Genomic DNA, 12,364 nt, shown 5'->3' on the forward strand with positions numbered 1-12,364 from the left:
GACCAAGTTCCGCACTTTTGTGCGTCACGGTACCATAATGTGTTGACGTATGGGAGCCGTGGCCACGCAAAAAAAGTCCGCGCAAATCGGGAACTCGCCTGCCCACAAGCGCAAACAGTTCCGGGAAAACTGACCGCGAGATGCTTTGTCCGTTACATTCCAGCCAGTTACTCATATCTTCCGGGTTCGTCGCAACTGGCCATGCAATGATGGTCCCGACCGGGACGCCGCCCGAGCCTTGGGCCTTTACTGCCACCTTTGTGGGATCAAAGCTTGTGGCGTCTGCGCCGTGGGCCGCCTGGGCCGGCACGAAGAGCAGAAAGAGCCAAAGAATCAGCGGGAAGGAACGAAATCTTTGCATTTGAAATCTCCCAGGAGAAAGGGGCTGGTCAGTCAGAGCATTTTTTGATTGAAAATATTCATTTTCAATCACTTCGCTGCCATCATTTCGCGTCCAGAACGCGGTCTGGACGCTCATTCGGCGCGGGCGCCAGCTAACGCTGTCGCCAGAGCGTTTAGCTAATTTCATTAGCAAGCTGCGCTATTGCTATAACACTATGGTATAGTTGGTAGAAAAATATTTTATATATTTTTCTACCAACTATACTACCAACATCCTTTCTGGCTTTCAGAGGACTCTATCACACTTCATCAGCCAACCTCCCCATGCCGGGCGGGTCGCCTCTTGGCATTTTCATTTTCAATGGACCAGTTTTGGGGTGGGGTCAGTTGGTCTGAAATCACCACTGCTCGGCGAAGCCGGTTCGCCTTGCGGCACGCGCTTGTAGCAAATTCGGATCGGGAAGTGGCGATTTCATTGCCAACGCAGAAAGACCGCTCACCATTCAAAAATTGGCCGGGCGAGAAGTAGATCTAGATCGTTTATATAAATCTTATGCCGAGCCAAGAGGGCGGCAATCTTCTCCCGGTCCCATATCACAATCTCCAGATCCGCCGCCCGCTCCCACACCTTGCGATCCACGGCGGGAGCATTGATGGCTAACACTGTCTGGCTGAATTTTTTGCCAGTCCTTTTTTCATAGCTGGGGCGCGCAGAATAAGGTTCCCGCACCGAATTTGTGCGGCTGAATTTGTTCTGGGAGGTTTTGCACTGCATGATGACGTTGGTTGGGCCGGTGATTATCACATCTGCCCCGTAATCTCCGGATCTGCTGGTGAGAAAGGCTTCCCCCTGCCATTCCTTTTCTCCCAGCAGGGCGCACAGAGCCTCAAAATATTTCCAGTCCAGGGATGGCAATAGCTCCGGCGAGAGTCTTTCATTAAGGATTTCTGTGCCGAAAAGGGAATCCATATTGAAATCGTCTGGCTGAATCTCCCCGGGGGCCATCACCACATCCTTGATGCCCACCTTGCGCTGCAAAAGCTCACTGAGGTTCACGTCAAAAGACTTGAGGGAGGGATGACGCAAAATAGGGTAATAGACATGCACGTCCCGGGGCGCGCCGATGCGGTACACCCGGTCGGTTGCCTGTGCCTCCCTGGCTGGGTTCCAGTGCCGCTCCAGGTGGATCACATTGTTGGCGCCAATGATGGTGAGGCCAACGCCTGCGGCCAGCGGGGAGAGACAGAGGATATTGAAGCCGGGGGTGGCTTCAAAGGCCTGTATCAGGCTCATGCGGTCGGGAGAGCGGGAATTGGGTCTGGCTACGGCCCTAGTGTCCCCATTGATTATGGTGACGGGCAGGCCATATTTCTGGCCGAGAACAGTGGCCAGAAACACTTGCAGACTTTTGTTGATCACAAAGATAAGCGCTTTTTCCTCACGGGCCTTGATTTCGTCGAGGATCTTGATCAGCAGCCTGAGCTTGGCGGACTGCTCAAAAATTCTCGCGAGAGCCGTTCCAGATCTAGCTACTGGGATACTGGTGTCTTGGCCGAAGAGGGGATGCAGAGAAATTGCCTGCAGTTTGCGCAGACTGGGGAGCAACAGGCCGCGGATTTTGGCTGCGTCTCCCTGTTGCCTTGCGTGAGCCACGCTGGAGACAACAGCGTTGTAGGCCTCCAGCTGTTCGCCAGACATCGTGGCCGCATAACTGGTATCTTCCATCCCGTCATGGATGATCTTTTTCGGCAGGCCGGAAAGTTTTTCTTCCTTGGTGCGCCGGAGCATATGGTGGCCAATCTTGAGGCGCAGACGCCGCCCCGTATCCAAGGCACCTTCCTGATTGTCAGGAATGGGGTATTCCCGGCGAAAATCCTGAAAGGAGCCCAGCAGCCCTGGCTTGACGGTGTCAAAAAGTGCCCAGATGTCGTTAAGAGAATTTTCGACAGGGGTGCCTGTGACGGCCAGCCGGAAATCGGCCTTTAATCCTCTTGCTGCCCGCGAGCGTATGGTGTTGGGATTTTTGATTTCCTGGGCTTCATCAAACACCACACAGCCCCAGTCCACCATGCAAAGGGAGAATTGATAGTCCCGCAGGGTGTCATAGTTGGTCAGCACCAGTCGCCCAGGCTGATCCAGACGCAGATTGCCAAATTGTTCACCGATTTTAAGTGAATAGCGGATGGCGCTTGCATCTTCACCCTTTTTGACCAAGCTCTCTCTCCGTCTGCCCTCCTGTCGAAACTCACCCAACTGGCCGCTCGCGGTGAGCATAACAATATCTGTAAAGGGTGACTCCAGAAACACCCGCTCTATTTCCTGCCGCCAGTTTTCCAGCAATACAATCGGCATGATCGCCAGAATCGGCTTTTTTCTTCCTGTTTGCCGCAGATATACATTCATGGCTGCGAGCACCATGAATGTTTTGCCAAGCCCCATGTCATCTGCCAGCAGGCCCCCATGATAGCTATCCGGTTTGCCAGCTGGCGGAAAAAGACCGGCGATCCAACGCGTGCCCTCCTCCTGATAAGGATAAAACTGGTATTTGTAATCCGCGTGGAACAAATCTCCGGTATAAAGGGGCGGCGCTTCCGATTTTGTTATCAGGTCAGCAGGGAGATCCGTATCGTGAAGGGCTATATCCACTGTGATCTGCTGCGACGCCCCGTCATCCCGTGTATTATTTTCGTATCCTTCCGGCTCGCTTTGGTTCTGGATATGTTCGCGGAAGTCGGCGATCAGTCGTGTGGCTTCCTCTTTATCTTCAGGCAGAATTATGGTTTCGTCCTTGTAAGAGACAAAAGACGTTCTGGACTTCTGCGCCTCTTGCACGAGGGACTCAAGTTCCGCCAGATCCTCCTCCCCCTTAATCAGGGACGAACAGTCTTGCAGACGGATAAGCCGGGGGCCGTCATCGCCAAACCAGTCCTGGCCTGAACGCTCGCCATAGCCAAAGTAGGCTTTCTGGAACAGGGTGGCGCCCTGCACCCGCAGGGAGAAGCCCACATCAAGATCCACCAGCGCGGCATCCAAAAATGCCCCGGGGGTGTGGAAAAATTGCCGTTTATCTCTGGCCGGAATCACGCGGTTGGCAAGGATTTCATGCGCAGCTTTCAATCTGGGTTCGTCAAACAGAATTATTTTCTTGCCAATCCGCAGCGTAGCGGTCTTGCCCGCCTTCTCCAGCTGGCCGAGCACCATCTCAATTTTTGCCTGGGGAATATTATCGCCCAGGTGCGGAGACAGACGCAGACTGCCATCCTGATTTTCGGTAACTGTTACGGAAACACTGGCTGGGATCGAAATCTCCAGATTCGCAAAATGCTTCAAATCAATGGGAGCGCCACGCTGGGCCGCAAGCTTTATGGCGTTAACTGCGAAGAGGTTTACGTCTTCCGTCTTTTCAGCTGGGTCAAGACGTGAATGATTCTCTACAGCGCTCAGGGCCAGCCACTGGGCGGCGTCTGGCAGATACTCCACGCCATTCACTTCCAGAAAGGGGCCCTTCAGCCTGCGCGAGGGGTAGGCGGTGGCTCCCCATTTTTCCACGGGCCTGAGGCTTATGGCAAAGTCAGAATTTTTTGTGAGTCCCTTGCATTCCAGCTCAAACCTGCCAGGCCATGGCTCTGGCAGCCCTAAAATCTCGCGCGGGGCCTCATCCAGGTTGCACAGCACATCGTTGGCCACATGAACACCGTGGCCCTTTTTACTGGCATTGCCGGATTCCAGCAGCTGCTGGAGGACGAGATATTGATAGGTCTGGAGGCATTCCCCGGATTTAAAAGCTTTCTGGGGCGACAAGCATGAAAATAACAGACCAAAACCCGTGTTTTCCCACTGGCAGGTTTCGGGATTTTTATCGATCTTGAAAATGGAGGCCAGCTTTTTCCAGAGTGCCATCAGTTACCACCATAAAAAGTCTGGCTATATCACATCGCTGAGGTAGATTTGAACGCCCATCTTTTTGAGATGCCCGACTGCGCGCGACTGCCAACCTTGGTAATGACGCACCTCATAATATCTACTATCATCCCCAAATTCTCCACAATACTGCTCCTCCAGTCCTGTTCGCAACGCTCTATTGTAGACAGCCTTCGGAAACCCATTCAGGCAAGATCTTTGTGGTATTCTGTCCATCATGCGCATGGCGCAATTATAGGAGCCTTCAATCAGATGAGCCTCGCCCAGATTGAGGTAGAAGATGGCCGTCTCCCCTCCATCCTTGATTTGGACGTACGCTGGGCTCTGTCCTGGGGAGCCTGGATTATTTATAAACCGCAGTACGTTGCGGCCAAGAAAAAGGCGCGTTTCCTTGATCAGTCCCTTTTTGAACAGCCCTCGCAGGAATCTTTCGCGCTCTGGATACATCCGTTGCAATGCTGCATTGCCCTGATTTTTGGCATAGTCCGCCATTATTCTCAGGAATAGCTCCAGATCCGCCTTGGCCAACCAGCCGCGCATTGTCTGCGGGTATTTACTATCAATGGCGGCCCACCACTGGGAGTAGGAGGGGGAATTGGGCGGTATACGCGGATCTCCGGCAATGTGCAGGATAACATCGCGCCAGAGTGGGGACGGCTCCCGTCCAGCGTCGATAAGCTTGTCCATGAGCGTGGTGATTATTTTATGACCAAACCTGAAGCGATGATCCAGCTTGATGTTGTAAACCCCTGGAGCCACGATCTCGTGCAAAATCTGGGCATCTTCATTGGGGGCAAGCTGGTTGAGCCTGGCTAAATAGTGCGTCAGCAGCGCTTTCTCATAAAAACGCGAATTTTGCAGTGGAATATTGTAATGGTCTGCCACCTCGGGCAGATGCTGACCCGTGTCAAGCGCGGTCTTGGCCAAGACCTTATGCCCGCTGGTTGATATGAGTTCGTGTATATGCTCTCTGACATTGTCCAGCCCCATGATCTTTTCGTTGGGTTGGTATCTCCGCAGATGCGTGTTCAGGCAGTCGCTAATTTCTTTTATACAGTTCAGATCGTCGTAAAAACGGAAAAACAGATTACAGAGCTCGAAAAGTGCCAGACGCCCCAGCCGTCCTCTGCGGGATTGCAGGGCCAGCTTGTCAATGTGCGCGACCAATTCCCCCACAAAGGGAACAGGAAAGTTCAACGTGTGCGATGGTGTTTCGTTCCACAGTGCCAATAGGGGACGGATATATTTACTGGACTCCATCACCCGGATTATTCCCGCAATATTTGGCTGAACTGCCATGATTTCCTGCTTGCGCAGTTTGAAGCCATTGGAGCCTGTGCCTGCCTTGTTGCCTATTGTATGCAGCCGGTCGCATAAAGCTTTGTAATGGTCACGGGTAGAGTCATCCACCAGTTTACGAATCAGGAGCGTGGGTGGAAAGATATTTGCGTAGGTAAGTCTGGAAAGGTCGATTGGACTCATGGCTTTGAAGTAGGGCTCTCCAGCGCGCGGCCCGCTTTTTCGTACTCCAGAAAAGTGGGCTGGCGGGTGGTGAATCGGATGTCTATGCGCCGCTGGCGCCGCAGATCATCGTCTCTCATGCTCTGCGGCATACTGCCTTCCACGGGTCTGCTGTCTGCATAACCGCTGACAGAAAAAAGCCGTTTATTGTCTTTGTTGCGGAAATTCCGCAGCCGAGGGCCGAAGTCGGTGTTTTCCAGCCAGTATTGCCAGAGGGAGATGGCGCGCATGGCCGACAAATCCCAGTTATAGCGCGGGTTGTCCCGTGCCTGCTTGCTGTCTGTGTGGCCCTCCACAAACACGGTTTCCAGATGCTCCCAGCGATCATCTTTCGCGATGGCCTCATAGAGGGCGCGGCCTATTTCCTCCGCCGTCTCTTTGTGCTCATTTTTGATCTCATGGCGGTTGGTGTCAAAATGCAGGACGCCTTCCGGGATGCGCAGAACTGTGTCATTATCCGAGATATATACTTCGATATTTTTTTGGCCCAACTCTTTCTGAATCTCATGAATAATGTCGTATCTCACGCGGATGGATTTGGAAAGTTCCTCCATATTGGCTGCGTAATTATCCTTCATCTGTGTCAGCTGATAGAGCAGGGCGATGCAGACCAGAATAAAAATTATCAACATTCCGGACATCATGTCTGAAAAAGACATCCAGTAGGGATTTTCGTTGCCTGCCTGTTCTCTGGTTCTCTTTCTTGCAAACAGGGCCATCCTTAGCGTCCTCTACGGCTGCTCCCATTTTTTTGGCCATTGTCAAGATCATCCACAATGTCAGACATCACTTTGACAACTGCGGTCATGTCATCACAGAATGTTCTTGTCTGTTCGTTCCATTCATTCATTCTATCATTAATACCAGCATGTAACTTCTTTCCAAACTCTGTGAGCAGGTCAGTCATATGCTTTGCAAGCTCATTGGTCTGCTCTGTTGCTCTTTCGCCTATCTCGTTGATGCTGTTGCTCATGTTCTGTTGCAACGTATCATAAGCCAGTGTGAGTCTATTGAAGTTGTCCATGACCTGTTTCATGGATGAAGTCAGGCTAGCCGAAGATTGGACGAGACCATCCTGCACAGTTTTTGCCTGGCCAAGAAGGTTTTGCAGTCTGGCGGTGGCATCAGCCTGCCTTTTTTCAATGCCATTCAGCAAAGCCACGCTTTCCTCCACGCTTTGCGCGTTTTTCTCAATGCTCGCCTGGATATTTCCGGCAAAGGCATCCAGGCGCCCACTGGCTTTTTCCAGCGAGCTGCTGGAGGCGGACATGGCGTAGGCTAGTTCCTGTAGCTTTTTATGCTCTTCCCGGACGCTGTCCTGAAGCTGGCTGGCCTGATCCAACAATGCCTGCACCCCCTCCATCTGACCATTGAACTGTTGGCCGCTGGTCTGGAGCAGAGCCGAGTATTCCTCGAAAGTTTTTCTTGCGCCGTTCTCAAAAGCTTTGGCTCTGGCCTCCTGCGCGGATGCCTCGGCCGCCTGTTTGGTGGCGAGATCCGCCATGAAATCGCGCATGCGCTCGCCCATCTCTTGGGTAATCTGTCCAAGTTGACTGGCTTGTGCCCCCAGCTCTCGCGAAGCTGCCTGCATGGCCGCCCTTTGATTGTCCCCCTCTTCGGTGAGCTTGCCTGAAAAACTCTGTAACAGCGCCCCGAGTGCCTCTTCTGATCCTCTGGCCTGACGATCCGCCAAATCCTGCGCTGCCTGGGCAATATTATTGATGGCAGGCGCCATAGTTGTCTTTATAGCCTCCACAAGGCTGTCTGAAATTGCGCTCGAAATTGATGAGCTCGCTGTTGCTATGCTCCCTGAAAGATTATCCAGCAGTTTCTGGATGAAGCTGTCCAGCGATGTTTGCATGTTGTTGCTGATTTGCTCAGCCAGGCCATTTAATACATTTCGCGATTCGCCAGTCTCCTTTTTTATATCCAGAAATATCGATCCCAGTGGTAAGGGCGGAAAGTTGGCTGCAACCTTTTTTTGATAATTAAGATACTGCCATTTGACACAGGCGGATACCAATTTTTCTATGACGGTCAGCAGCAGACTCAAGGCTACGCCCCAGACAGACGTCTCAAATGCTGTGGAGGCACCTCCCGCGATATTGATGATCCCTGTATGAATCGCACCAAGATCCTCAAGATCAAGATCCTGTATGCCTATCAAAAGACCGAGAAAAGTTCCGAGTACGCCAATGCCGGTCAGAAGGGCTGCGCCGGCTGGCAGAAGATATGACCTTAAAATTGAAGGATACCAGAGATCGGAAAGAACGCTGTCACAATCCTGATACAAATATAGTTTGCCATCGTATTCAGAGAGAGATGCGGCAAACAGACTGTATCTGGCGGGTACTGCCTGTAAAAATTGTTCCTTATCGGTGTCGGTATTACGAAAGCCTGTCAAGATCCTTTCTGCGCGGCCTATCCATCTTGAACTGGATATGCCTCTCAATACGGTAGAACCAACAATCAAGATAAAAGTAAAAAATATTATTTCAATAAATAATTTTGTTAAAAGCGTGGTGGGATTGCTGTGGATGGAGGTATAGATACCACGCAATGGCTCAAGAAAGGTCCAGATGATATTAATGATCTCGTTTGCGTCTGCCATAATCGATCCTAGCCAATTATCTTGCAGTGCTCAAATCCATCTCTAAAAAGTCTTCTTAAATGTAATGAAATATCCTTCACAACAAACCCAGTTATACTACTTCTATCAACTTTATATCCATCTACCCTAAAACTGGAATATCTTAGATGGCGACTCGGCCTGCCTTGCCGGAAAAATCAGAGCGAGCGAAGGCCGTAAAGGCAACGGCCAGGACGAGGATTGCTGAGAGGGCGAAGAACCGAATTTTCAACTTCATCTCCCGTCAGCGCCTGTCTGGTGCCAGTTTGCCCAAGGCGACCATTTCCAAAGTAGGGCGTTCCCAATCAGCCCGATGCCGGCTATAAGACACGCATGAGTGCTACCAAACCGTCATAAGTCTTGGCGATAATAGGCCGTCCTTGCGCCGATGCCAATACCCATGACTCCTGCCCGCTTTACCTCTTGCCTGTAAACGCAGACTGGCCATCTGCCGCCGAGGATTATATTGACGGGCAAATCAACCTGCGCGAGCTCATCGTCTTTCCTGAGATCGTCCCGCGAGTCTATGATTGGGTGGGCATTCCTGATGGCAATCTCCTCGTCGTTGACCGCTCACCGGAGGCTTCCCACAACTAGAGCAGATTACCTTTGACTTTTTATGAAAGTCAAAGGTGGCCGCTTTCGCGTCAGCAGACGCATTTCCAAGTGAAAATGCTCTAGATCGTGATAGCGGGCACTTGACGGCGAGCTGCTGGTCAAGAAACCGTGCCGGAAAGGAGGCCGTGTCCTGCTTCAATCGGCCAACCCCGACAATCCCGAATGTGACATCACCGACCGTGAATACGCCCACACCTAGATGGAGCTGGCGGCTATCCTGGGAATAAAGCAGTCCAGCATTTCAGATTCCAAAAGGCGACAAAGTGTCCCATCTGACTGGTATATGAAATTATTTGAAAAACTTGGCGTAAATCTCGACTGGGTTAAAAAGGGCACCGGCCCAATATATCTGCGCACTGAAGCCGGGTATTGCCCCAGTAACGGAGAAAACCACGCTATTGCTCCTCGTTTTCTGTCAGATCTTTGGGCATGTTTTGAAATCATTAACGTATATTCTATGAATGGTCGTTATACAGAAGAAATATTTCATCTTGCGGATACTCCTTGTATTGGGAAAATAGTTATCCCAAAACCGTATGCTCAAGATGGTATCTTTGTATTTCAGACGTATACTGATGAGGCTTCGCCATTTGTATATAAAAATTCATATAGTGGTATTGATAGATTATCAACGTATCCGCTATGTGGGGATTTATTTTCTGTACCTATCACATATGAAGGGATATTTTTAAGAAAAATATTCTGGAATCAGGAAGAAAAATGTTTTATTCTGCGAGCTAAAAATACAGAATTTCCTGAAATATGTATCAGTTTAGAGCAAAAAGAATATATTCTTGGGAAGCTCTTTTGGATATTGCAAAAAGTATAAGATAAATTGTTGATGTAATATAAATATATTAAAAACATTACCGCATACGAGGCATAGAAGATGTTTTTTCTCGCACGGTTTTGTGCTCAATGTGTTCCGCTTCCTGGTTGAACTTCTGGATCTCCGCCTCCGCAGGCTGTACATTGGCAATATCAATATCCCCCGCCGTCCCGAATGCGTACCCGACTATCCTGCGCCCGTACTCTATCCGTTCGTCACGGTTCTGTCCGCGGGGGCGGGCCGGGGTGTGTCTGTACAGTTCTCCGGCAACCTCCTGTGGCGTGTATCCGGCACAGCGCATGTATAGGGCAACAGTCGCGTCCAGACGTGATGCGTCCATTTTTTCGGGAAAACGCTTTTTGACCATTTCCCGGTAGGCGGCATACGGGGAAGCCAATGTGCCGACTCTGGGAAACGTGCGCTTCCTGACCTCCACGCCGGGAGCGAGCCTTCTCCGAAAACGCCACAGATTGCCGAGGTGCGGGCTGGCCTTGCCCAGCCAGTGCTTGAAGCGCGGGAGCCGCTCCGGTTTTTCTGCTTGAGACTGTCTGTCCCGCAACGCCGCTTTCTCCTCCCGTTCCTGTTCTTTCAAAAAATGCCGGACAATATTCAGTATGGAAAGCCCGTGCCGGGCAAGACGGGCTGTGGCTGCCTCCCGGCGCTCCCGCTGCCGCTGTTCCAGTTCTTCCCATTCTTCCTCCTTCCTCTTTTCAGCGAGGAGCCTTTCCTCGGCCAGTCTCTGCCGCTCCTTCTGATACTCTTGCCATTCCTCCCGGCATACATGATTGACCGGCTCCGGGGCGGGCTTTTTGAATGTCCGCCTGGAGTAGTAGCCCGGCTCGAACGCGCCGAGCCGTTTGCACAGCCTGGACAGGCTAAAATTTCTGTCCACGCTGGACGCCTTGACCGCCGTGTCCCCCACAAAAATCACCGCGCCGGAGCCTTTGCGGGCAAAGCGCAGCCCCACGGCGTCCAGTCCGGCGTGCAGCTCTTCCCAGCATGAGGCGTTCTGAATGACGGCATGTCCGCGTTCCTGGGCGATGCGCTGCGCGGACTTTTCGCCGGTGGCGCTTTCAAAGTCCTCGGCCTTGGACCTGGGTTTTACCTGTTCCCGGCGCTGGAGATTCCTGATCACATGCCCCTGTTCGTTGACGCGATAGCGGGCATTTATCTGCGGTGCCCAGCCCTGTTTATGTTCGATTTCAGCAACAATCTTGTGTGCTGCCTCAATATCAAAACCCCGGTGCGGCTGAATTACCTTTTCAGTATATGGATGCGTTCGGTTGACAACGATATGCAGGTGATAATTTCCCGTGTTCTTGTGCAGGGCATAAATTGTCTGGTGTTCGCCAAGCCTCATTCCCCGAAGAAAAAGACTGACCGCCTCATCCGCCTGTTCGCGGGTGGGCTGTTCGTTTTCCTGCCATGACAGAATCCAGTGCGTGACCGGCATTTTGCTCTGGATGGATTCCTCAGCCAGAGAAATCATTTCCCTTTTCTGCGCGGCAACAGTCGTTGTCAGAAAGTTTCTGCTTCCGGCAAAGGCGAGTTTGTCCCTGCCCGCGTCGTCATGAGAAGCAAGAACGTAGTCCACCAGACCGCCGATCATGGCGGCCTTGGATTTCTTGAAGCTGGCGCGTTTGAGTTTTTTGACGATCATCTTCTTTCGCTCAGGGCTTCGATGGCGCGCCGGACTTCCCGCAAGGCGGCTTCCAGTTCCGCGAGGGTGGCCGTGCTTTTTGTTCGCCGCACCACGTCGAAATGATGCTTGAGCAGCCCCCCAAGTCGCCGCAGTTCCCGGATGGGCTGGTCGTCCGTTCTGGCGATGACGGGCCTGCCGCCGAAGAACAGTCGCCGCATGTACTCGGAAACAGAGATCCCGGCGGTCGCGGCCTGCCGGGTGATTCTTGCGTCTTCCTCGGCGGTGAGCCTGAGCGTCCGCCGCCTCTGAAATCCGCTTTTCGCCTTCCGTTTTTCCATCTGCCTTTCCCGCCTTTTTGAGAGCGTGAGAAGCGAAGCGCCGAACGCTCTGCCGGAGTCCAGAGGGCGTCAGCCCTTTGGCAGGATGGGGTTGTGTGTAGCACAACTTCCATCCTGCCACGGCGACCCCGTATCGTGGAGTGGTAGATTTATGCAAAATTTTATCTTTGCTGCCGATTGGCTATGATCTTCCCAAAGGAGACAAAACACATGGCTTCAAGCGCAACAATACGCATGGAACAGCTCACGCAGGCGAAGAAACTGCTCATGAATTTGCCGAAGAAAAAAGACGGAAAAACCAGACCGGACGCAGCAAAATTTCTGGAAAAAGCTTTCAGGAACGCTCTCAAAAAAGGCTACAGCCCAAAAGAACTGAGTCAGCTGCTCAAGAATGAGATCATCATTCCCGCATATCTTATTCAGAAATTTTTATCTGAAACTGCGGACAGCGCGGACGTTGCTCCTGCACAAAAAAAGGAAATTCCCCCGCAAAAACCACCGGCTCCGGCAAGAGCATCTTTCA

General features: G+C 51.8%; 10 protein-coding genes. 3 read left to right on the forward strand and 7 right to left on the reverse strand.

Annotation, left to right across the window (positions count from 1 at the left end):
- The 5 genes from G7Y52_RS13385 to zorA form a co-directional block, all read right to left on the reverse strand.
- A partial coding sequence (locus tag G7Y52_RS13385; RefSeq protein ID WP_165072719.1) for a phage tail protein occupies positions 1-529 on the reverse strand: 529 nt, incomplete at its 3' end.
- A 309-nt stretch (positions 530-838) separates the two neighbouring features.
- Positions 839-4,243: an SNF2-related protein gene (locus G7Y52_RS13390; protein WP_165072721.1), complete on the reverse strand. Its 3,405-nt coding sequence runs from the start codon at positions 4,241-4,243 to the stop codon at positions 839-841.
- Between the two features lie 24 nt (positions 4,244-4,267).
- On the reverse strand, positions 4,268-5,746 hold the full coding sequence (locus G7Y52_RS13395; RefSeq protein WP_165072722.1) for an EH signature domain-containing protein: 1,479 nt from the start codon (positions 5,744-5,746) through the stop codon (positions 4,268-4,270).
- On the reverse strand, positions 5,743-6,504 hold the full coding sequence (locus G7Y52_RS13400) for an OmpA family protein (RefSeq protein WP_165072724.1): 762 nt from the start codon (positions 6,502-6,504) through the stop codon (positions 5,743-5,745). The genes G7Y52_RS13395 and G7Y52_RS13400 overlap by 4 nt, the downstream gene beginning before the upstream one ends.
- Positions 6,505-6,506: 2 nt before the next feature.
- The gene (zorA, locus tag G7Y52_RS13405; protein ID WP_165072726.1) at positions 6,507-8,396 is read right to left on the reverse strand and encodes an anti-phage ZorAB system protein ZorA; all 1,890 of its coding nucleotides are present in this window, start codon (positions 8,394-8,396) and stop codon (positions 6,507-6,509) included.
- Positions 8,397-8,774: 378 nt separating this feature from the next.
- On the opposite strand from zorA, the gene G7Y52_RS15080 reads away from it, so the two are divergent.
- Positions 8,775-9,011: a hypothetical protein gene (locus tag G7Y52_RS15080; RefSeq protein WP_206215312.1), complete on the forward strand. Its 237-nt coding sequence runs from the start codon at positions 8,775-8,777 to the stop codon at positions 9,009-9,011.
- Positions 9,012-9,231: 220 nt separating this feature from the next.
- A complete protein-coding gene (locus G7Y52_RS13410; RefSeq protein ID WP_165072728.1) occupies positions 9,232-9,861 on the forward strand; it encodes a helix-turn-helix domain-containing protein in 630 nt (209 codons plus the stop codon).
- Between the two features lie 37 nt (positions 9,862-9,898).
- On the opposite strand, the gene G7Y52_RS13415 is transcribed toward G7Y52_RS13410, so the two are convergent.
- Positions 9,899-11,521: a relaxase/mobilization nuclease domain-containing protein gene (locus G7Y52_RS13415; protein WP_165072730.1), complete on the reverse strand. Its 1,623-nt coding sequence runs from the start codon at positions 11,519-11,521 to the stop codon at positions 9,899-9,901.
- Positions 11,518-11,841: a hypothetical protein gene (locus tag G7Y52_RS13420; protein WP_165072732.1), complete on the reverse strand. Its 324-nt coding sequence runs from the start codon at positions 11,839-11,841 to the stop codon at positions 11,518-11,520. The genes G7Y52_RS13415 and G7Y52_RS13420 overlap by 4 nt, the downstream gene beginning before the upstream one ends.
- Before the next feature lie 210 nt (positions 11,842-12,051).
- On the opposite strand from G7Y52_RS13420, the gene G7Y52_RS13425 reads away from it, so the two are divergent.
- The coding region (locus tag G7Y52_RS13425; RefSeq protein WP_165072734.1) for a hypothetical protein at positions 12,052-12,364 on the forward strand (313 nt) is incomplete at its 3' end.

The sequence above is a fragment of the Desulfovibrio sp. ZJ200 genome (assembly GCF_011039095.1).
Taxonomy (GTDB): domain Bacteria; phylum Desulfobacterota; class Desulfovibrionia; order Desulfovibrionales; family Desulfovibrionaceae; genus Desulfovibrio.

What these genes read in the sequence shown, in the direction of transcription:
- G7Y52_RS13390 (WP_165072721.1), bottom strand. Translation starts at nt 4,243, where the DNA reads ATGGCACTCTGGAAAAAGCTGGCCTCCATTTTCAAGATCGATAAAAAT.
- G7Y52_RS13395 (WP_165072722.1), bottom strand. Translation starts at nt 5,746, where the DNA reads ATGAGTCCAATCGACCTTTCCAGACTTACCTACGCAAATATCTTTCCA.
- G7Y52_RS13400 (WP_165072724.1), bottom strand. Translation starts at nt 6,504, where the DNA reads ATGGCCCTGTTTGCAAGAAAGAGAACCAGAGAACAGGCAGGCAACGAA.
- zorA (WP_165072726.1), bottom strand. Translation starts at nt 8,396, where the DNA reads ATGGCAGACGCAAACGAGATCATTAATATCATCTGGACCTTTCTTGAG.
- G7Y52_RS13410 (WP_165072728.1), top strand. Translation starts at nt 9,232, where the DNA reads ATGGAGCTGGCGGCTATCCTGGGAATAAAGCAGTCCAGCATTTCAGAT.
- G7Y52_RS13415 (WP_165072730.1), bottom strand. Translation starts at nt 11,521, where the DNA reads ATGATCGTCAAAAAACTCAAACGCGCCAGCTTCAAGAAATCCAAGGCC.
- G7Y52_RS13420 (WP_165072732.1), bottom strand. Translation starts at nt 11,841, where the DNA reads ATGGAAAAACGGAAGGCGAAAAGCGGATTTCAGAGGCGGCGGACGCTC.